The organism is Actinomadura pelletieri DSM 43383 (genome assembly GCF_003634705.1).
GTDB lineage: Bacteria > Actinomycetota > Actinomycetes > Streptosporangiales > Streptosporangiaceae > Spirillospora > Spirillospora pelletieri.
Window position 1 is genome coordinate 98734 of record NZ_RBWU01000004.1, and the last position, 19767, is coordinate 118500.

Here is a 19767-nt window from a genome sequence, read left to right on the forward strand (position 1 = left end):
ACATGAAGCCTGAACCCGGCTCCGCCGGACGGCCCGACGTCCTCGTGGTCGGCGGCGGCATCGGCGGTCTCAGCTGCGCCTACGCCCTGGCCCGCCGGGGGTTGCGCGTCCGCGTCCTCGAACGGGCCAGGGAGTTCGGCGAGGTCGGCGCCGGGCTGCAGATCGCGCCCAACTGCACCCGCATCCTCGCCGAGTACGGGCTGCTGGACGAGGCCAGGACCCTCGGCGTCGTCCCGCGCGACATGGTGATGCGCGACGCGCTCGACGGACGGGTCCTGACCCGGCTGGACCTGCGCGACCTCGAACGCCGCTACGGCCACCCGTACATGGTCATCCACCGCACCGACCTGCAGGGCATCTTCCTGCGCGCCTGCGCACGGGCCGGTGTCGAGCTGCTCACCGACCGGACCGTCGTCGGCTACGAGAACGTCGAGGGCGGCGCCCGGGTCGTCCTCGACGACGGACGGGTCGAGGACGCGCCGCTGGTCGTCGCCGCGGACGGGCTGCACTCGGTGGCCCGCCGTCAGTTGGTGGGCGACGACGTGGTCAGCTCCAACTACGTCGCCTACCGCGCGGCCGTCCCGATCGAGCGGGTCCGGGGCAACCATGTCGCGGAACGGGACGTCACCGTCTACGTCGGCCCCCACTGCCACTTCGTCCAGTACGCCCTGCGCGGCGGCGAGATGTTCAACCAGGTCGCCGTGTTCGAGTCGCCCGGGGCCCTGGCGGGCGAGACCGACTGGGGCACCCCCGAGGAACTCGACGCCGCCTTCGCGGGCACCTGCGACACGGTACGCCGGGGCATTCCGCTGATGTGGCGCGACCGCCGGTGGCAGATGCTCGACCGCGACCCGATCGACACCTGGGTGCACGGACGCGTCGTCCTGCTCGGCGACGCCGCGCATCCGCCGCTCCAGTACATGGCACAGGGCGCGATCATGGCGATCGAGGACGGTTGGGTGCTCGCCGCCCACCTCGCCCGGCAGGTCGGAACCGCCACGCCGGACTGGGACGCGGCACTGGCGGCGTACGAGACGGTCCGGGTGGAGCACTGCCGCCGGGTGCAGACCACGGCCCGTGCCTGGGGCGAGCTGTGGCACCTCGACGGAACGCCCCGGCTCCAGCGCAACGCGCTCCTGCGGGAACGGGACGTCCACGACTATTCCTTCATCGACTGGGTGTACGGCCCGACCGCACTGACACCGGACGAGCTGCCGCCCATGTTCGCGCCGATCCCGCTGTCGTCGGCGGTCGTCGAGGACGCGGAGGCCGGGCTGCGATCACGCGTGTGAGCCGGCGGCCGCCTCCCCTCGGAAGGCGAGGGGAGGCGGCCGCCGCGCCGGGCGTCAGCCCGAGCCTGTGATCACGCTGTTGATCCAGGTCGCGTGGACCGTCAGATCGGTGTAGACGCCCTTGCCCGTACGGCAGTCAGGAAGCTGCGGAGGCTCACTGGGGTCCTGCTCCAGAACCTCGACCCGGCTGAACGCTCCGATGAGGCGCCAGCCGCGGAAGGTGCGGCGCAGCATCGGGCCGCCGGAGTCCCCGAAGCAGGGACCGGTCGCCGTGTCGGGGTTGCCGGTGCAGACCTCGGAGTTCGCGTCGATGGGCGCCTTGATGTTCACGCAGGCCGCGGGTCGGCGGACGGCCGAGTCGAGCTGTTGCAGCACCTCGGGCCTGCCCTCGTCGCCGCAGAACACGCCGGGCTGCGTGCACCCCCAGCCGAGCAGCCGGACCGGTGCGCCGACGGGCTGCCGGACGTCCAGGCGGACCGGCGCGTTCGGCACCGGCTGGTCGAGCCGGACGAGCGCCAGGTCGAAGCGCGCCGGGCTGCCCTCGGGATGCGGGACGAACCGTTCGGCCCGGCGGGCGCTCCCGCCGCCGTCGAGGCGCAGGCTTCCGACGCGGAGCTGGACGTCCTCGGGCGACTTGCCCGACACGCAGTGCTGGGCGGTGACGACCCAGTCGGCGGCGAGCAGGCTGCCCCCGCAGAAATGCCCGTCCTGGGCCGTCTGCAGGGACACCATGAACGAGTACGGCGCGGTCGCGTCGCTCCCGCCGATGATCATGGGGCGGACGGTGCCGCCGGGACCGGGCGGGCCGGGGTCGGCGGGCGCGGCCGAGGCGGCCGGTGCGGATAAACCGAGACAGAACAGCGCCGCGAGCGCCGCGATCAGAGCTGAACGAAGGTTGCGCAAGGCACGAATCCCTTCTTGAAGATCATTACGATTTAGATCGTGCCACGCCCCCCTGACACGGCCCCGCCGCCGCGGTCCCGCTACGAAAGGGCCTCCAGGCCCGCGGCCACCGCCAGGAGGCGCCGCTCGTCGTAGTGGCGCCCGATGAGCTGGACCCCGGCGGGACGCCCCCGCGACGCCGTGCCGGGCGGGACGGACACCGCCGGGTGGCCGGTGTGGTTGGCGAGGGACGTCAGCCTCACCATGGCGGCCACGGCGTCCTCGGAACGTCCGTCCAGCTCCACCTCCGTGCGGCCCAGCTCGGGCGGGTCGACGGCCAGGGTCGGCAGGGCGATGACGTCCACGCCGGTCAGGGCCTCGTCCACCTTGGCGCGCAGGACGGGACGGCCGCGCTGGGCCCGCAGGTACTCCTCGGTCGTGACGGCCGCGCCCGCCGCGATGCCGTCCCTCATCGGGGCGTCGTAGCGGTCCTCGGCCGCGCCGAAACGCCGCAGATGGTAGGCGGCCATCTCGGCGGACAGCACCGGCCAGTGAACCGCCTTGACCTCGTCCTGGTCGGGCAGCTCGACCGGGACGATCTCGGCGCCCCGCGCGCGGGCGGCGTCGAGGGCGTCGCGCAGGTCCTGGAGGACGTGCGGTTCGGCGATGCTCAGGTACTCGTCCGGGGGGACGCCGATGCGCGTCCCGGCGAGCCCCGCGCCCGCCGCCGGGTCGCCCGGGCCGCCCGTGTCACCGGCGCCGCTGAGCAGGACGTCCAGCATCAGGGCGACGTCGGCCACCGTGCGGCCGATCGGACCGGCGTGGTCGAGCGACCAGGCCAGCGGGATGATCCCGTCGGTGGGGAGGAGACCGTAGGTGGGTTTGAGGCCGACGACCGCGCAGCACGCCGCCGGGATCCGGACGCTGCCGCCGGTGTCGGTGCCGATCGCCGCGAAGCACATCCCGGCGTGCACGGCCACCGCCGAGCCGCCGCTGGAACCGCCCGCCGTCCGGTTCGGGTCGAACGGGTTGCGGGCCGGGCCGAGCGTGGTGAGCGCGAACTCGTCCATCGTGGTCGTGCCGACGATCACGGCACCGGCCTGCCGGAGCGCGCCGACCAGGGTCGCGTCACGGTAGGCGTACCGGCCCTCCAGGACGCGGGAGCCCGCGTCCTGCGGCATGCCCGCCATCGCCACCATGCTCTTGACGGCGACGGGCACCCCGTCGAGCGGGCCGAGCGGCGCCCCGGCCGCCAGCCGCCGCGCCGCCCGCTGCGCCTCCTCCCTCGCCTCGGCGGCGCGCGGGTGCGCGAACGCGCGGAGTTCGTCGCCGGCGATCCGGGCCAGCGCGTCCTCGACGGCGTCGACCGGGGTGAGCTCCCCGGCGTCGTAAAGGTCGCGGAGTTCGCCGATCGTGCGCGGAGCCCGCGACGCGGTGGTGGACATGGGGACCTCCTGGGGGTGTCGGTTCATCCGGCGTGCCAGACCTGCTCGGCGCCGACCCATGTGGACAGCACCGGGAGTTCCGCCAGCGCGTCCGGCTCGACGGTCAGCGGGTCGTCGCCGAGGACGGTGAAGTCGGCGAGGCGGCCCACGGTGATCCGGCCCTTGTCGTCCTGTTCGCCGGAGGCCGCCGCGGACCCCGCGGTGTACACCTCCAGCGCCTCGTACGGGGTGAGCCGCTGGTCGTCGCCGAGCACGGTGCCGTCCTGCGCGCGCCGCGTCGTCAGGGACCGCAGTGCGTACAGCGGCTCCAGCGGGCCGCACGGGTAGTCCGAGGAGCCCGCGACCGTGATCCCGGCGTCGCGGAAGGCGCGGTGCGGGCTGATCCGCGCGGCGCGGTCCGGTCCGTAGTGATGGACGAGGTTGCGACCGTGGTAGGAGATGAACGCGCCGAACGGCACCGGGATCACGCCGAGCGCGCGGATGCGCTCCACCAGCCCGGGATCGACCACCGAGCAGTGCTCGATGCGGTGGGTCTGGCCGGGACGCGGGGGAGTGGCGGCGACCGCGGCCTCCATCGCGTCCAGCACCTTGGAGATGGCCAGGTCGCCGTTGGCGTGCACGGCGAGCCGGCTGCCCGCCGCGTGCACCCGGTGGACGACCTCCGCGATCTCCTCGTCCGGCATGACCTGGATCCCGGCGGTGCGTTCGCCGAGCGCGCCCCGGTACGGGGTCCGGCACAGGCACGTGCCGCCGGAGACCGCGCCGTCGGTCATCATCTTCACGCCGGTGAACCGCAGCCTCGTGTCGCCGAACCCGGTGCGCATCCCGAGGGCCCGCGCCGGGTCGAAGAACTCGTACCACAGCAGCATCCCGACCCGCGCGGTCAGCGCCCCGGCGGCCCGCGCGGCCTGGTAGAGCGCCCAGTCCGCGGGGTGCACCATGGCGTCGCACACCGAGGTGATCCCGGCGGCGTTCATCCGGGCGAGCATCCGCCGCAGCGACTCCACCCGCGCCTCCATCGTCGGCTGCGGGACGAGCGGCGCCCGCGAACCGTGCCCGAGATAGCCCTCCATCCAGGCCCGCTCGTACAGCACGCCCGTCAGCCGGCCACCGCCGTCGCGGACCAGTTCGCCGCCCACCGGGTCGGGGGTGTCCTCGCCGTACCCGGCGGCGGCCAGCGCCCGGGAGTTGGCGACGGCGCCGTGGTAGGAGTAGTGGATGATCAGCACCGGGTGCCGGTCGGAGACCCGGTCCAGCAGGTCCCGGTCGACGCGCCCGCCGTCCTCGGTACGGGAGACGTCGAAGTTGTGCCCGACCACCCACGCGCCCTCGGGCGTGCCGGCCGCCCGTTCGGCGAGCGCCCGCCGCACCTGTTCCGCGCTGCCGGTGACGGTCGGCGCCAGATCCACGTACAGACCGCCGTCGGCGAGCACGGAGGGATGGGCGTGCGCGTCGTCGAACCCGGGCAGCAGCACCCCGGACCCGAGATCGACGTCCTCGGCGCCGGGGAACCGGTCGCGCAGGTCGCGCCGGGCGCCGACCGCCACGACACGCTCTCCGAGCGTGGCGACGGCCTCGGGCTCGTCGCCGTTCATGGTGATGATCCGGCGGGCCGAGAAGATCCTGGCCCGGGACCGGTCGGCGGCGGGGACGGTGGCGTGCGGGCTCATATGAGCCCCGCCGAGTCGAGCAGCTTGAGCACGGGCACTCCGATCGAGGTGATGACGGTCATCGACATGACGCTGCCGACGAACGGATGGAAGTCGGCGGGCAGCCGCGCGGCGATGGCGCGGGCCAGCGGCGGACCGGCGGCGGCGCCGGTGACGGAGGCCAGCAGGATCACCGGCCAGCCGCCGCCCATGACGATCACCGCCGCCGGGGCGAACGACACCACGGGCACGAACGTCGGGTACCAGCCGTGCCGCCGCCACTGCCCGGCGTACAGCCACACGCCAAGGACGGCGGTGAGGATCTGCGCGGTGAGCAGGTCGGGGAACACGCCGCTGCCATAGGCCGGACCCATCGTGTCGACCGCCCAGGCCAGCACCGCCCCGCCGACGAGCCCGAGGGACGCCCACTCGTTGCCGTAGAACTGCGCCTCCGTGAAGTCCGCCAGCGCCCGACGCGGCAGCCACCAACCCGAAGCGTCGGCGTCGTGATCCGGGTGACGGTCGGGGACGGGATCGGGCTCGGCCGTGACGGGGTCGGTCTCGGCGTCCGGGGTCTGCGGAGCGGGCGGCGGGACGGACATCCAGGGCAACCCCCGGCAGATCAGGAACGCGAGGAGCGCGCCGACCCACATGCCGGTGACGTTCCCGACGACCGCCGGGAGTTCGAGCGGCCCGCAGACGTACTCGACGACCAGAATCGACACCGGCGTCGTGAGAACGGCGCCGAGCCCGGCGGCGGTGAGCGCGACCCGCCACCCGGCCCCGTACACGAGGACGACCGCGGGCGCCACCGACACGAACGGCACGAACGTCGGCTGCCAGGTGTCGGGCGCGAGCGTCCAGCCCCACAGCAGGTTCGACAGCAGCAGGCCGGCGCCGGAGGCGGCCAGCAACCACGGCCACAGCCCGGTGCCGTAGGCGATGTCGAAGCCCCGGGCGCGCAGCCGCCGCCGCGATGCGTGGTGCGCGCCGGCGGCGAAAACCAGGAGCCCGACGCCGCCGAGGGAGGTCTTGTAGAACTGGGCCTCGTTGGTGTCGCCCAGGATCCACACGATCCATTCGTGGACGCCGCGGCCCGCCGGGCTCGCCGCCTCCGGCGCGGTTCCGGGCAGGTCGTCCGCCACGGCCCTCATCGCCAGATTGAGCAGAACCGCGCCGCCGCAGACGAGCAGCAACTGGGTCGTCAGCCGTGACCGGGGCGGTGCGACGATCTCGGTCGCCATGGCTGTGACCTCCTCGGACGGCGCCGCGCCACTCTGCGCAAACGTTTGGCTATAACGTTTGCTCAATTCCAGACTGCTACCCTGGGCGCTGTCAAGAGCCGGTGCACGAAAAGCGGATGTCAGCGGGTGGTCTTGCAAGGGGCGAGTGGACGGGCGACGCTGAAGACGATCGCCGAGCTCACCGGGCTGCACGTGTCCACGGTCTCCCGGGTGCTGAACGGCACCACGACCGGCGCGCGGGCCGCGTCGGCGGCCACCGCCGAACGGATCAGACAGGTCGCCCGCGAGGTCGGCTATGTGCCCGACATCCAGGCGGCCGGGCTGCGCCGGCAGAGTTCCCGGCTGCTCGGCGTCATGATGGCCAGGCTCACCGACCAGGTGCTCGCCTCCATATATGAAGGCGTCGAACGCGCCGCGACCCGCCACGGCTTCCACACCATGGTGAGCAACACCTGGGACGATCCGGCCACCCGGCAGGCCCATATCGCGATGCTGCTGTCCCGTCGCGTCGACGCGATGATCTTCGGTGACGCGCATGTGGACGGGACGTTCCTCGCCGAGTTCGCCACGCACGGCGTCCCGTTCGTGCTGGTCAACCGGCGGGCCGCCGACCATCCCTCGGTCACCTGCGACGATGTCGAGGGCGGCCGCCTGGCCGCCGAGCACCTCTACGCGCAGGGCCATCGCGACGTGGGCGTGGTGGCCGGGCTGCCCTACGCGGCCAACGGCATCGACCGCACGACCGGCTTCACCCGCTATTTCGCCGAACGGGGCCGTCCCGTGCCCGGCGACCGCGTCGTGCACGCCAGCTTCGACGCGGCGGGCGGCGCGCTGGCCGCCGAACGGCTGCTGGACCTCGACCCCCGTCCCTCGGCGATCTTCGCGGTGAGCGACTTCGCCGCCATCGGCGTGCTCGGCGTGCTCCGCGAGCGCGGGCTGCGCGCCGGACGGGACGTCGCCGTGGTCGGCTTCAACGACGTGCCGATCGCCGCGCAGCTCACGATTCCGCTCAGCAGCGTCCGCAACCCGATGCACGAGGTCGGCGCGCGGGGCGTCGACCTTCTCGTCCGACTGATGCGCGGCGAACCGGTCCAACACATCACACTGACTCCCGAACTTCGCGTCCGCGAATCGAGCGCGCGTCCACACACCGGCGCCTGAGCTCTTTCGTGGCCGTGACCGGCCATGTTTTACCTCACGTAGTCACGCCTTGACGACGCGGAGACGCCTGTATCATCCTTTCTTGACCGAACATGTATAGAAAGTGGGGTAACGGCATGCCTGGACGCACGATCGGGTGGCTGCTGGGGATGGCCGCGATCGTCGCGGGGGCGGCGGCCTGCGGCGGGTCGGCCGACGCCGGGGGCGGGAAGGTCCGGCTCTCGCTGGTGGCCTACTCCACGCCCCAGGCCGCGTACGAGGAGATCATCAAGGAGTACCGCAAGACGCCGGAGGGCAAGAAGGTCACCTTCACCAAGTCGTTCGCCGCGTCCGGCGAGCAGAGCCGGGCCGTGGCGTCCGGCCTGAAGGCCGACATCGTCGCGCTGTCCCTGGAACCGGACATGACGCGCCTCGTCGACGGCGGCTTCGTCGCCCCCGACTGGAACACCGGGCCGGAGAAGGGGATGGTCACCGACTCCGTGGTGGTCCTGGCCACCCGCAAGGGCAACCCGAAGAACGTCAGGACGTGGGACGACCTCACCAGGCCCGGTGTCGAGGTCATCACCCCCAACCCCTTCACCTCGGGTGGGGCGCGGTGGAACGTGATGGCCGCCTACGGAGCCAAGGCGAACAAGGGCGCCGACAAGGCGACGGGCACCGCGTACCTGCACACCCTGTTCAAGAACGTTCCGGTCCAGGACTCCAGCGCACGCAAGTCGCTGCAGACCTTCTCGGGCGGCAAGGGCGACGTGCTCCTCGCCTACGAGAACGAGGCGATCTTCGCGCAGCAGAGCAAGCAGCCCCTCGACTACACGGTGCCCGACGCCACGCTCCTGATCGAGAACCCGGTGGCGGTGACGAAGAACAGCGCCAACCCGGAGGAGGCCCGCGCCTTCCTCAAGTTCCTGTACACCAAGAAGGCGCAGGAGATCTTCGTCAAGAACGGCTACCGGCCCGTGACCGACGGCGTTCCCGGCGCCGAGAAGTTCCCGCGGCCGTCCGGCCTGTTCACCATCGCCGACCTGGGCGGATGGAAGAAGGTCACCAGCGAGTTCTTCAACCCCAAGAGCGGCATCATGGCCGAGGTCGAGAAGAGCATCGGCGTCTCGGTGGAGGGTTAGGACTCCGTGGCGACGAGCGAGACGACCCCGGACGTGTCGGTCGAGGGCGTGTCCCAGGACGCGCCCTCGACCGGGACGGCGCCGGATGAGACGGCGCGGGACGAGACGACGCATGACGAGACGACGCATGACGTGCCCCGGGACGTGACGAGGCGGGGCAGGTCGGCCGGGCGGTCCCGCAGGTTCACGGGCACCGGGCGGTGGCCGGTCGGCGGCGGGACCGCGATCGGTCTCGGCACCGTGACGATCTTCCTGAGCGCGGTGGTCCTGATTCCGCTGGGCGCCGTGATCTGGAAAAGCGCCGAACTGGGCCCCGGCGGGTTCTGGGACGCGATCACCACCCCGGACGCCTGGGCCGCGCTGAAGCTCACCGTCATCGCCTCCCTGTTCGTGGCGCTGGTGAACCTGGTCATGGGCACGCTGATCGCCTGGGTGCTCGTGCGCGACTCCTTCCCCGGGAAGGGCGTGATCGACCTGCTGATCGACCTCCCGTTCGCGTTGCCCACCATCGTGGCGGGTCTCGTCCTGCTGACGCTGTACGGGACCGACAGCCCGGTCGGCATCACGCTGGCCTACACGCGGATCGGCGTGGTGGTGGCGCTGCTGTTCGTGACGCTGCCGTTCGTGGTCCGCACCGTCCAGCCGGTCCTGCTGGAGTTGGACAAGGAGATGGAGCAGGCCGCGGCGTCGCTGGGCGCGGGAAACTGGACGATCTTCCGGCGGATCATCCTGCCGAACCTGGTCCCGGCCATGCTGGCCGGCACCGCCCTGGCCTTCACCCGCGCCGTCGCGGAGTTCGGCTCGACGGTGCTGATCTCCGGGAACGTTCCGTTCAAGACCCAGGTCGCCGCCGTCCACCTCTTCGGCCAGATCGAGAGCGACAACACCGCCGCCGCCGCCGCGATCTCGACGACGCTGCTCACGCTGTCGCTGCTGGTCCTGCTGGCGATCGACCTGCTGCGCCGATGGGGGGCCCGCCGTGGTTAAGCACGTGCTCCGCGTGATCGTCCTGCTCTATCTGCTGTTCCTGCTGATCCTGCCGGTGGCGCTGATCGGCTGGCGGACGTTCGGTGACGGGCCCGGCCCGTTCATCGACGCGCTCACGACGCATTCGGCGCTGCACGCCTTCCAGGTGACCCTCGTGGTCGCGGGCTGGGCCGTGGTCCTCAACACCGTGTTCGGTGTGGTGGCCGCGCTGCTGCTCGCCCGGCACGAGTTCCCGGGCAAACGCCTGCTCAACGCGCTGATCGACCTGCCGCTCGCGGTGTCCCCGGTCGTGGTGGGCCTGGCGCTGATCCTCGTGTACGGCACGTTCAGCCCGGTCGGCGGCTGGTTCGAGGGCCGCGGCGTCCAGATCATCTTCTCCACGCCGGGCATGGTGCTGGCGACGGTGTTCGTGTGTCTGCCCCTGGTGGTGCGCTCGATCGTCCCGGTCCTGGAGGAGCTCGGAGACGAGCAGGAGCAGGCCGCGCGGACGCTGGGGGCGGGCGGCTGGCAGACCTTCCGTCGCGTCACCCTGCCCAGCATCCGGGCGGCGCTCGGCTACGGCATCGTGCTGTCCCTCGCCCGCGCGCTGGGAGAGTACGGCGCGGTCGCCGTCGTCTCCGGCCGGACGGTCGACGAGACCCAGACCCTGACCCTGTTCGTCGAGGAGCGATTCGAGAACTTCGACGTACATGCGTCCTACTCCGCCGCGCTCGCGCTGGCGGTCCTCGCGGTCGCCGGGCTGTTGGCGACCAAACTTCTGCGACCCAGGGACGGCTCCTGATGGCGATCGAGATTCGTGGTGTGAACAAGTCCTTCGGCGACGCCGCCGTGCTGCGCGACGTGTCGGTGGACGTGACCTCCGGCTCCCTGACCGCGCTGCTCGGTCCGAGCGGCGGCGGCAAGTCGACGTTGCTGCGCGTGATCGCGGGCCTGGAACGTCCCGACTCGGGCCAGGTGGTGATCTCCGGGCGGGACGCGACCCAGCTGCCGCCGCAGCGCCGCGACGTCGGGTTCGTCTTCCAGCACTACGCCGCGTTCAAGCACATGACGGTCTTCGAGAACGTCGCGTTCGGGCTGCGGATCCGCAAGCGTCCCAAGGACGAGATCAAGAAGCGCGTCGGAGAGCTGCTGGACCTGGTCCACCTCGACCAGTTCGCCGAGCGGTACCCGGCGCAGCTTTCGGGCGGGCAGCGGCAGCGCATGGCCCTGGCGCGGGCGCTGGCCGTGGACCCCGAGGTGCTGCTGCTGGACGAGCCGTTCGGCGCGCTCGACGCCCAGGTCCGCAAGGAGCTGCGGGCCTGGCTGCGCCGCCTGCACGACGAGGTGCACGTGACGACCGTCTTCGTCACCCACGACCAGGAGGAGGCGATCGAGGTCGCCGACACGATCGTGTTGCTGGCCGACGGGGTCGTCCAGCAGCAGGGGGCGCCCGCCGAGATCTACGACAACCCGGCGAGCCCGTTCGTGATGCGCTTCCTCGGGCCCGTCACCGAGATCGACCGTCGGCTGATCCGGCCGCACGACGTGGAGATCCGGACCGAGCCGGGGGAGGGCACGAGCCCGGCCGTCATCACGCGGGTGGTGCGCCTCGGGTTCGAGGTCAGGGTCGAGTTCACGGTGCGGGCCTCGGGCGGGGAACACGCCGCCTGGGCCCAGCTGACCAGGGAGACCGTCGAGCGGATCGCGATCGAGGAGGGCGCCGAGGTGCACGTTCGCCCCCGCCCGACGATCAAGCATAGTATTCAGATTGCTTAAGTAGGAAATAGCTGCCATGCTCGTCCCATGACAATCAGCACGACCACATCACGGGGTTCTGGACTGGCCGCTACCGCCGCCGAGCTGGCGGAACGCTCCGCCGAATGGCTGCCGCGGGTGCGGCTGGATCCACAGGGGCGCTGGTACGAGCGCCTGCACCGGTACGACGATCAGGAGATCTGGCTGATCAGCTGGCTGCCCGGCCAGACGACGGGATTGCATGATCACGGCGGTTCGCGCGGTGCCTTCGCGGTCGCTCTCGGTAGTCTCCAGGAGCGGGATCTGAGCGGAGTGCGCGAGATCACGCCGGGGCGGGCCCGCGCGTTCGGGCCCGAGTACGTGCACGAGGTCCGCAACGGGTCGTTCGCGCCCGCGGTCAGCGTGCACGTGTACTCGCCGCCCCTGGCGACCATGAACCGTTACGACCTGGTCGGCGACCGGCTGGTGCGCCTGGCCACCGAGGAGGCCGCGCAGTGGTGAGCAGCCCACGGACCATCGACGACGTCCTGACCGACGCGCGGTCGCGCCTGCGGCGCCTGACCCCCGAGGCGGCGCACGCCCGGTGGGAGGCGGGCGACCTGCTGGTCGACATCCGGCCCGCCGCCCAGCGTGCGGACGAGGGCGAGGTGCCCGGCGCGCTCGTGATCGAACGCAACGTCCTGGAGTGGCGTCTGGACCCGGCCTCCGACGCCCGCATTCCCCAGGCGACCGGGCATGACGTGCGCGTGATCGTCCTGTGCTCGGAGGGCTACACCTCCAGCCTGGCCGCCGCGTCGCTGCAGGACCTCGGCCTGAGCCACGCGACCGACGTGGCCGGAGGCTTCCGCGCCTGGCGCGCCGCGGGCCTGCCCGTCACCGGTGGTGACCGCACGGCGCCCGGTCGGGCAGAATCGGCTGTGTGAGATATGCGCTGTTGATCTGCGACGACGAGTCCGTCGCACCGAGCAACGAGGAGATCGCGGCCGACCCGGTGCACCAGGCGTGGTGCGCCGACCTGGCACGGCGCGGCATCAGGGAGACCGGTGTCAGGTTGCGCCCCGTGGTGGACGCGACATCGGTCCGGGTACGCGACGGCGAGACGCTGATCTCCGACGGGCCGTACGCCGAGACCAAGGACTTCGTCGGCGGAGTCGTGATCATCGACTGCGCCGACCTGGACGAGGCGATCCAGATCGCCGCCGGCCACCCCTACGCCCGCTGGGGCGGCGTCGAGATCCGTCCCCTCTGGGAATGACCGCCCCGGAAGAGCGTGTACGGACGGCGGTCGACGCCGCCTACCGGGACGAATGGGGTCAGGTGGTCGCCACGCTGATCGCGTTCACCGGCGACTGGGACCTGGCCGAGGACTGCGCCCAGGACGCGTTCGCCGCCGCGCTGGCCACCTGGACGCGGGACGGGATTCCCCGCCGCCCCGGCGCGTGGCTCACCACGACCGCCCGCAACCGTGCCATCGACCGGTTGCGCCGCGACGCCACGGGGACGGACAAACTCCGTGGGCTCGCCACCCTGACTCCGCCGGAAGAGCCGGCGCCGGAGCCGATCCCGGACGAACGACTCCGGCTGATCTTCACCTGCTGCCATCCGGCGCTGCCGTTCCCGGCCCGGGTCGCGCTCACCCTGCGCACGCTCGCCGGGCTGAGCACCGCCGAGATCGCCCGAGCCTTCCTGACCGCCGAGCCCGCCATGGCGCAGCGCCTGGTCCGCGCGAAACGCAAGATCCGGGAGGCCGGCATCCCGTACCGGGTCCCGCCCGCCGAGCACCTGCCGGAACGGCTCGCCGCCGTCCTCGCCGTCCTCTACCTGATCTTCAACGAGGGCTATGACGAGGACGACCGGCACCCGGCGCTCACGGCGGAGGCGATCGGCCTCGCCCGGGTCCTGGTGACGTTGATGCCGGGGGAGCCCGAGCCGCGCGGACTGCTCGCGCTGATGCTGCTGCACGAGGCCCGCCGCGCGACACGCACCCGCGGCGGCGTCCTGGTCACCCTGGAGAACCAGGACCGGTCCCGATGGGACCGGGAGCTGATCGCCGAGGGCGTGGCGGCGCTCGACCGTGCGCTGGCCCTCGGCCGTCCCGGCCCGTACCAGGTGCAGGCCGCCATCGCGGCCTGCCACGCCACCGCGCCCGACGCGGCGAGCACGGACTGGCCGCAGATCGCCGTCCTGTACACCGAGCTGGCACGGCTGGCGCCGTCCCCGGTGGTGGAGCTCAACCGCGCCGTCGCGGTCGCGATGGCCGACGGCGTCCCGGCGGGCCTCGCCCTCGTCGACGAGCTCACGGCGTCGGGCCGGCTCGCCGGCTACCATCTGCTGCCCGCGACCCGGGCCGACCTGCTCCGCCGGGACGGCCGCGCCGCCGAGGCCAGGGCGTCCTACGAGGAGGCGCTGAACCTCGCGCCCACCGAGCCCGAACGCCGCTACCTGACCGCCCGCCTCCGCGACCTCTGACCCTCGCGGCCGGTCACCCCCCGTAGGAGTTCCGCAGGAACTCGTTGAGCTCCTTGCCGGACTTGTCACGCACCTGCTGGACGAGCCGCTCGTACGCCTCGTCGAGCGCGGAGACGATGTCGGTACGTCCGGACAACTCCGCCGCCCGGAGCGACGACGTGATCTGGTCGACATTGGTGGCGCCGACCGGGCAGAACGCCACCCCGGGCTGGCTGAGCGCCCAGTGGATCGCCAGCGCCTCGATGGACTGACCGCAGTCCGCCGCGATGGGCCGCAGGTCGTTGACCACCCACTCCCGGAGGACGGCGCGGGGCTCGTCCGCGAAGATCGGCAGCCCGCCGCGGATGTCGCCGTCCCGCAGCGACCATCCGTCGAGCGTCCTGCCGGTCAGCAGGCCCCACTCGATGACGTTGTAGGGGACGAGCCCGATCCCGTTCCGCGCGCAGTACTCGCGAACGTCACGGTCACCGGACTGGTCGATGAGGCTGAGACGGTTCTGCACATGGCTGACGGCGCCGTCGTGGTTGTATTCCTCCAATTGCGGCAACGTCACGTTGCAGACGCCGATCTCCCGGACCTTGCCCTGGTCACGGAGGTCGAGCATCGCCTGGATGGTCTCGGCGAACGAGGCGTCGGTCGCCTTCGTCGTGGACGTCAGATAAAGGTCGATGTAGTCCAGCCCAAGGTGACGCAGGGAGTCCTCGCACTGGGCCGTCACCGCGGCCCGACTTCCCTCGCGCCTGGACTCCCGGTCCTTGACGCAGAGCGTGCCCAGCGCGAAGCGGTCACGGTCGACCGACCGCAGGATCGAGCCGACCAGAGAGTCGACGCCCTCGTAATAAGGCGCCGTCTGGATGTAGCGTCCACCGCCGTCGAGAAATGCGTGGACGATCCTTTCCGCCTCCTCGGCCGAAACGCGGCTGAACACGTTGCTGAATGGGAAGGTCCCCAGGCCGATACCTTCAGCGATCATGTGGCTCTCCCCGCAGTCGCGAACTCGTTGACCGTGCCGGAATCCGTTCCGGAATCTCCTCGCTCCGACCGTACTCGGCGGCCCCGCAGGCCATCCGGGTGCGTCATGTTTCGCGGAGACAGGGATAGTTTGCCAGCTGCTCCCCGGTCGCGGAAGGGATCGATGGATGTGGCGGCCGCGAGGTAAGGAAGGGGACGGAATGGCGGGCCCGAGGGCGGTGGGCCGGCGCTCGATCCCGTCCGCCGTGGGCCTCCCGCCGGGCCGGCGCGGCGCGGGTTCCGATGACGCGGCATGCCGGGCATCGTCGACCTGGTTGGGTGCGATGTCCGGATTCGTGGCGGCGATCGTCGCCCCGGACGGAACCCGGCCGCATCGAGGGCCGGTGATTCGAGGGAAACGTGGTTTAGATGGTGATGCGGACGAGAATGGTCGTATCATGACCGGGCCGGTGCCGGGTTCGACCGCGACGGAACGGGGCGGCCGTGACCACATCCGAGGGAGTGTCCAGCATGCCCGAGGGCGAGCACTTCCGCCCCGAGGTCCGGGTGATGAAACCCGGCCTCGGCGGAGAGGTGGAGTTGGGCCGGACGATCGTGCTCACGTACCAGGCCGCGTTCTCCGAGGCCGAACTGGACGCGGGAGATCTCTTCGAACGGTCGGACGAGTTTCCCCGGATGCTCGCTTTCACGGTCGGTGCGCGCCAGCTCAATTCCGTCCTGGAAACGGCTCTTCTAGGCGCTTCGATCGGCGATTCACTGCGAATCCGGCTGCCCGGTGACGCGATGCGTGACTCATTCGTCCGGGAAAAGCTTCCCGACGGTGCGGACGTCTGGCTCGATGTGAACATCTCGACCAAATCCTGGAACGTCACCGCGGACGAGTCCCATACGATGTTCGCTCCTCTTGAGGATCCCCTGTAAAGAAATACGGCTGCCCTGCGAAACGCGTGACGGTGAGGTGCACATGGTCGTACACACTGCGGGATTCCTGGAGGACAGCCGCCGCTACCTGTTCGACGACGGGCAGTTGCGCGGAGTCTACGAACGGCTCGGCGCGGGAGAGACCCGCCGGGGGCTCGACGTCGGCTGCGGCACGGGACACTTCACCAGGATCGTCGCCGCCCTGTGCCCGGAGGGCCGGTGGTACGGCGTCGACCTCGACGGGCCCGTCCTCGCCCATGCGGCGAGGTCGGTGGACGCCCCTCTCCGGCCCGCCCCTCTCCGGCCCGCCTATCTCCGGGCCGACGGAGGGCGGCTGCCCTTTCGCGACGGGACGTTCGACACGACGAGCTGCCACTTCCTGCTGTCGCGGATCAGCGCGCGCAAGGTCTCCGAGGTCCTCCGGGAGATGGCGCGGGTGACGGATCCGGGCGGCCGACTGATCTTCGTGGAACCCTGCCTCGGGCTCACGTCCGTGCACTTCGCCGGCGACGGCGAGGCGAGCCGGGCCCTCGAACGCGTCCGCCGTGCGAAGGCGGCCGTCGAACGCGGCGTCAACGACATCGACGAGAACCTCCCGCTCCGGCTGCCCGGGCTCCTGAACGGTCTCGGCTACGACGTGGCGCACTGTGAGTTGCTGGCCGGAACCTGGTGGAGCGTCCTCCCCGATCAGCGGACACGCGAGGACCCGGAGTTCGAGCCCTGGCTGACCCGCCGCCACGAAGCGTTCGACAGGCCCAACGCGAGCACGACCCTCGGCCGGTTCGGGCGCCACGAGGGAGGCGCGGCGCCGCTCCGGCACGGGCCGGACCGGGCACCCGTCGCGGTGCGGAACGCCTACCGGCACGCGGGCGTGGAGGACGGAACGTTCGACGCGGTCCAGACGGCCCGCGGCCGCGTGGCGGCGGCGGAACTCGCGGCGGGCGGGCGGCCCGCCGAACTGAGCCTGGAAGTGCTGCCCGTGCTGTGCGTCGCCGCCCGGCGGGCGTCGTGAGCGAGGTCGTCGTCCTGGTCGGGTTCGACTGCGACTGCCCGCGCGTCCAGTACGGCGTCTCCGGCGGCCAGGAGCACCTCCACCACACCGTGCTCGGCGTCATGGAGCGGCTCACCGGCCTTCTGCTGCGGGCGGGGGCGGGTCACACGTACTTCCTCAACGGGGGTTTCCTCGAACTCGCCCGGCACCTCGGCAGCGAGGCGCGGCTGGCGGCGGTGCTCGACGCGGACCCGGTGGAGGTGGGCGACCACGGCTACTCCCACCGGCCGTACATCCCGGTCGCCGGGCGTTCGGAGTACCGTCCGCTGGACGAGCCCGAGATCGAACTGGAGCTCCAACTGACCCGCCGGCTTCTGGAACGGGTGTGCTCGCGTCCGGTGGTCGGGGTGCGCACCCCCCTCGGGCACCCCGGCGGGCTGCGCGACCACGAAGCGATCACGGAGATCCTGAAACGGCAGGGCGTCCGTTACGTCTCGTCCGACCTGCGCGATCCCGACTCGCGGCCGCACGCGGCGCTGATTGACGACTCCGGCGCCGCCCGGCAGCCCTACCGTTACCGCAACGGCCTCCTGGAGATGCCGTCCCACGGCCACCACGACTCCCACTTCGAACGCGTCGCCCGCGCCGCCCCCGACCGCGCCGACGTCCACCGCCAGGCGTACGAGCACTACCGGCGGCTGATCGAGGACGCGGCGGCGCTCGCGGCCCGGCGCGCCGAGCCGGTCTACGTCGGCCTCGTGCTGCACCCGTCGAGCATCGCCTGGTACGACCCCGACTGCCGGGTACTCGACCGGCTCGTCGGGCCCGGCGGAGTCGACGGTCCGGTCCCCGTGACCTTCACGTCCTACCGGGCGGGCGCGGAGCATTCCGCGCGTCGCCGAACGACCCCCACCCGCCCGTGACCCGAGGAGGAGCATTGCCGCCGACCGACGAACAGTTCGGCCGCGCCGTGCGCGTCATCGCGAGACTTCCGATGCTCGCGACCGAGCGTGACCGGCAGGCGATCGTCATCGCGACCGGCTTCCGGTCGCTGCTCCCGGTCATCGACATCTCCGGGTCGCCGATCAGCGCGAGCACGATGCTGCTCGACGCGCTCCGGCGGCGGGGTCGCCTCCCGGACGGGCGGACCGCGTTCGCGGCGTTCCTCACCGCCCTCGCCGAGATGATGGAGGGGGCGGTCGCCGACGAGCTGGTGGCGATCGTCGAGGACGTGGGCGAGCCCACGCCGATCACGGTTCCCGGTGCCGACCTGCCGCCGCAGCCGCCGGAAGAGAAGATCATCGGCACGAACACGCTACGGCCGGTCGAGTTCCTCCGGCTCGGCGCGCGGGCGGCCGAGTCGGTGGCCCGCCTCAGCGTGCGAGTCGGCGGTCGCGTCCGTTACGGCACCTGTTTCCTGCTCGACGGCGGTGTCATCGTCACGAACAACCATGTGCTGGCGGACGCGGAGGCGTGCCGTCACGCACGCGCGGAGTTCAACCTGCTGGAGGAGACGGAGGTGAACGGCGACGGCGTCTGGTCCTACCGGCTGGACCCCGACCGGTACTTCGTCACCGACACGCGGTTCGATCTCAGCGTGGTGGCCATCGTGGACGCGGCGAACCGTGAGATCGCGACACGACTGTCGACGCGACCGCTCACCGTGGGGGACCGGGTCAACATCGTCCAGCATCCCCAGGGCGGCTTCAAACAGGTGTCCCTGCAGAACAACCAGGTGACCTATGTCGACGCCGTGCGCGTGCAGTACCGGACGACGACCATGCCCGGGTCGTCCGGTTCCCCCGTCTTCGACGACGACTGGAACGTTGCGGCGGTGCATTGCCGCGGCGGCCACCTCCAGCGGGGAAGTCGGCAAGAGGTGGTCTTCACCAACGAGGGGACGCTGTCGTCCGCTCTGGCGAAACTGCTGCCCTAGCGGTGGAGGGTGACCGTTGGCCCGTGTACTGGTCAGTCCGGTGGACACGTCGTCGGGGCTCAACGTCGTGCGCGGTCTCCGTGCCGCCCACGACGTCCACGTGACGGGCCTGTCCCGGACCGGGCGCCACGCGGCCCGCGCCTTCTGCGACCGGTTGGTCGTCGTTCCCGACGGGCGGGAGCGCATGGCCCACATCCGGGACGAGTGCCGGGCCGGTCGCGTCGACGTCGTGCACCCCGGGCACTCGACGGACCTGCTCGCGTTGTCCGAACTGGCCCGCCGGGAACACGGCGTCCGGACGCGGACGCTGCTGCCACCGCCCGAGGTCGTGGAGCTGTGCGGCGACAAGCTCCGGTTGGGCGAGGCGCTGACCGGCCACGGGATCGGCGCCGTCGCGACGCGTCCACTCGACGCCGCCGAGGTCGACGGCACCGGCATCCCGGTCCCGGCCTTCGTCAAGCCGCGGTACGGGACGGGCTCGGTGGGCGCCGCGGTCGTGTGGGACCGTGCCGATCTGCCGGTCCTGGCCCGTGGCGGCGCCGCGATGGTCGTCCAGCCGCTGCTGCGCGGCACTGAGGTCACCGTGGACTACCTCGCCGGTCATGACGGAGACCTGGTCGCGTTCATGCCGCGGGCGCGGCTGCGCGTCGCGGCGGGCAAGACGGTCGTCGGCCGGACCCTTCCGGCGCGCGACTTCCGTGACCTGGTCACCGCCGTGATCACGGCGCTCGGGCTGCGCGGGGCCGGGAACATCCAGGCCTTCACGTCCCCCGAGGGGCCCGTCGTCACCGATGTCAATCCGCGGTTCGCCGCCGGCGGGCTGATGCTGTCGGCCGCGGCCGGGGTGAACCTGCCGCTGCTGGCCACCCGCCTGGTCATGAGCGCGTCCGTCACCGTGCCGGACCCGCGGGCCGGGGTGGAGATGTACCGGTACGAGACCGAAGTGTTCCACTACCCGTGAGG

The 19767-nt window shown here is 71.8% G+C and carries 20 protein-coding genes; 15 read left to right on the forward strand and 5 right to left on the reverse strand.

Going from position 1 to position 19767, the window contains the following annotated elements; genetic code table 11:
* Positions 1 to 2 precede the first annotated feature (2 nt).
* Positions 3 to 1292: an FAD-dependent oxidoreductase gene (locus tag BZB76_RS18380; RefSeq protein ID WP_121435642.1), complete on the forward strand. Its 1290-nt coding sequence runs from the start codon at positions 3 to 5 to the stop codon at positions 1290 to 1292.
* Positions 1293 to 1346: 54 nt separating this feature from the next.
* Here the strand turns inward: BZB76_RS18380 and BZB76_RS18385 are convergent, their stop codons facing one another.
* The 4 genes from BZB76_RS18385 to BZB76_RS18400 form a co-directional block, all read right to left on the reverse strand.
* Positions 1347 to 2195 carry a S1 family peptidase gene (locus BZB76_RS18385; protein WP_121435643.1) on the reverse strand — a complete coding sequence of 283 codons (849 nt, stop codon included), beginning with the start codon at positions 2193 to 2195 and terminating at the stop codon, positions 1347 to 1349.
* A gap of 80 nt (positions 2196 to 2275) precedes the next feature.
* The gene (locus BZB76_RS18390) at positions 2276 to 3619 is read right to left on the reverse strand and encodes an amidase (RefSeq protein WP_211343064.1); all 1344 of its coding nucleotides are present in this window, start codon (positions 3617 to 3619) and stop codon (positions 2276 to 2278) included.
* 23 nt (positions 3620 to 3642) lie between these two features.
* Positions 3643 to 5289, reverse strand: coding sequence for an amidohydrolase (locus tag BZB76_RS18395; RefSeq protein ID WP_121435645.1), 1647 nt, complete (start codon positions 5287 to 5289; stop codon positions 3643 to 3645).
* Positions 5286 to 6512: a hypothetical protein gene (locus BZB76_RS18400; RefSeq protein ID WP_121435646.1), complete on the reverse strand. Its 1227-nt coding sequence runs from the start codon at positions 6510 to 6512 to the stop codon at positions 5286 to 5288. Before BZB76_RS18400 ends, BZB76_RS18395 begins: the two co-directional genes overlap by 4 nt.
* Positions 6513 to 6638: 126 nt before the next feature.
* On the opposite strand from BZB76_RS18400, the gene BZB76_RS18405 reads away from it, so the two are divergent.
* From BZB76_RS18405 to BZB76_RS18445, 9 genes are all read left to right on the forward strand, one after another.
* A complete protein-coding gene (locus tag BZB76_RS18405) occupies positions 6639 to 7673 on the forward strand; it encodes a LacI family DNA-binding transcriptional regulator (RefSeq protein ID WP_211343065.1) in 1035 nt (344 codons plus the stop codon).
* 116 nt (positions 7674 to 7789) lie between these two features.
* On the forward strand, positions 7790 to 8794 hold the full coding sequence (locus BZB76_RS18410; RefSeq protein WP_121435647.1) for a sulfate ABC transporter substrate-binding protein: 1005 nt from the start codon (positions 7790 to 7792) through the stop codon (positions 8792 to 8794).
* Between the two features lie 6 nt (positions 8795 to 8800).
* Complete coding sequence (gene cysT / locus BZB76_RS18415; protein ID WP_211343066.1) at positions 8801 to 9781, forward strand: sulfate ABC transporter permease subunit CysT; 981 nt, start codon at positions 8801 to 8803, stop codon at positions 9779 to 9781.
* Entirely contained in the window at positions 9774 to 10562 is a 789-nt protein-coding gene (locus tag BZB76_RS18420; RefSeq protein WP_121435648.1) for a sulfate ABC transporter permease subunit, read from the forward strand. Before cysT ends, BZB76_RS18420 begins: the two co-directional genes overlap by 8 nt.
* Positions 10562 to 11536 (forward strand): sulfate/molybdate ABC transporter ATP-binding protein, encoded by a 975-nt coding sequence (locus BZB76_RS18425; protein WP_121435649.1) that lies wholly within the window; start codon positions 10562 to 10564, stop codon positions 11534 to 11536. The genes BZB76_RS18420 and BZB76_RS18425 overlap by 1 nt, the downstream gene beginning before the upstream one ends.
* 27 nt (positions 11537 to 11563) lie before the next feature.
* A complete protein-coding gene (locus BZB76_RS18430; protein ID WP_121435650.1) occupies positions 11564 to 12016 on the forward strand; it encodes a cysteine dioxygenase in 453 nt (150 codons plus the stop codon).
* Positions 12013 to 12438, forward strand: coding sequence for a rhodanese-like domain-containing protein (locus BZB76_RS18435; protein ID WP_246007039.1), 426 nt, complete (start codon positions 12013 to 12015; stop codon positions 12436 to 12438). Before BZB76_RS18430 ends, BZB76_RS18435 begins: the two co-directional genes overlap by 4 nt.
* Positions 12435 to 12770, forward strand: coding sequence for a YciI family protein (locus tag BZB76_RS18440; RefSeq protein WP_121435652.1), 336 nt, complete (start codon positions 12435 to 12437; stop codon positions 12768 to 12770). The genes BZB76_RS18435 and BZB76_RS18440 overlap by 4 nt, the downstream gene beginning before the upstream one ends.
* A complete protein-coding gene (locus BZB76_RS18445) occupies positions 12767 to 13984 on the forward strand; it encodes an RNA polymerase sigma factor (RefSeq protein WP_121435653.1) in 1218 nt (405 codons plus the stop codon). The genes BZB76_RS18440 and BZB76_RS18445 overlap by 4 nt, the downstream gene beginning before the upstream one ends.
* 13 nt (positions 13985 to 13997) lie before the next feature.
* Here the strand turns inward: BZB76_RS18445 and BZB76_RS18450 are convergent, their stop codons facing one another.
* Positions 13998 to 14957, reverse strand: coding sequence for an aldo/keto reductase (locus BZB76_RS18450; RefSeq protein ID WP_170180674.1), 960 nt, complete (start codon positions 14955 to 14957; stop codon positions 13998 to 14000).
* A 509-nt stretch (positions 14958 to 15466) separates the two neighbouring features.
* Here BZB76_RS18450 and BZB76_RS18455 point away from each other — a divergent pair.
* Genes BZB76_RS18455 through BZB76_RS18475 form a run of 5 tightly spaced genes read left to right on the forward strand, consistent with a single transcriptional unit; the run spans position 15467 to position 19765 of the window.
* Positions 15467 to 15877, forward strand: a complete 411-nt coding sequence (locus BZB76_RS18455) for a peptidylprolyl isomerase (RefSeq protein WP_147449464.1) — start codon at positions 15467 to 15469, stop codon at positions 15875 to 15877.
* A gap of 43 nt (positions 15878 to 15920) precedes the next feature.
* Positions 15921 to 16889: a class I SAM-dependent methyltransferase gene (locus BZB76_RS18460; protein ID WP_121435656.1), complete on the forward strand. Its 969-nt coding sequence runs from the start codon at positions 15921 to 15923 to the stop codon at positions 16887 to 16889.
* Positions 16886 to 17791: a polysaccharide deacetylase family protein gene (locus BZB76_RS18465; RefSeq protein ID WP_147449465.1), complete on the forward strand. Its 906-nt coding sequence runs from the start codon at positions 16886 to 16888 to the stop codon at positions 17789 to 17791. The genes BZB76_RS18460 and BZB76_RS18465 overlap by 4 nt, the downstream gene beginning before the upstream one ends.
* A 14-nt stretch (positions 17792 to 17805) precedes the next feature.
* Positions 17806 to 18804, forward strand: coding sequence for a trypsin-like peptidase domain-containing protein (locus BZB76_RS18470; RefSeq protein WP_121435658.1), 999 nt, complete (start codon positions 17806 to 17808; stop codon positions 18802 to 18804).
* Positions 18805 to 18820: 16 nt separating this feature from the next.
* Positions 18821 to 19765, forward strand: a complete 945-nt coding sequence (locus BZB76_RS18475) for an ATP-grasp domain-containing protein (protein ID WP_147449466.1) — start codon at positions 18821 to 18823, stop codon at positions 19763 to 19765.
* Positions 19766 to 19767: the final 2 nt, after the last annotated feature.

Coding starts and splice junctions, on each gene's coding strand:
- BZB76_RS18380 (WP_121435642.1), top strand. CDS start 3: ATGAAGCCTGAACCCGGCTCCGCCGGACGGCCCGACGTCCTCGTGGTC.
- BZB76_RS18390 (WP_211343064.1), bottom strand. CDS start 3,619: ATGTCCACCACCGCGTCGCGGGCTCCGCGCACGATCGGCGAACTCCGC.
- BZB76_RS18395 (WP_121435645.1), bottom strand. CDS start 5,289: ATGAGCCCGCACGCCACCGTCCCCGCCGCCGACCGGTCCCGGGCCAGG.
- BZB76_RS18400 (WP_121435646.1), bottom strand. CDS start 6,512: ATGGCGACCGAGATCGTCGCACCGCCCCGGTCACGGCTGACGACCCAG.
- BZB76_RS18410 (WP_121435647.1), top strand. CDS start 7,790: ATGCCTGGACGCACGATCGGGTGGCTGCTGGGGATGGCCGCGATCGTC.
- BZB76_RS18425 (WP_121435649.1), top strand. CDS start 10,562: ATGGCGATCGAGATTCGTGGTGTGAACAAGTCCTTCGGCGACGCCGCC.
- BZB76_RS18430 (WP_121435650.1), top strand. CDS start 11,564: ATGACAATCAGCACGACCACATCACGGGGTTCTGGACTGGCCGCTACC.
- BZB76_RS18445 (WP_121435653.1), top strand. CDS start 12,767: ATGACCGCCCCGGAAGAGCGTGTACGGACGGCGGTCGACGCCGCCTAC.
- BZB76_RS18450 (WP_170180674.1), bottom strand. CDS start 14,957: ATGATCGCTGAAGGTATCGGCCTGGGGACCTTCCCATTCAGCAACGTG.
- BZB76_RS18455 (WP_147449464.1), top strand. CDS start 15,467: ATGCCCGAGGGCGAGCACTTCCGCCCCGAGGTCCGGGTGATGAAACCC.
- BZB76_RS18460 (WP_121435656.1), top strand. CDS start 15,921: ATGGTCGTACACACTGCGGGATTCCTGGAGGACAGCCGCCGCTACCTG.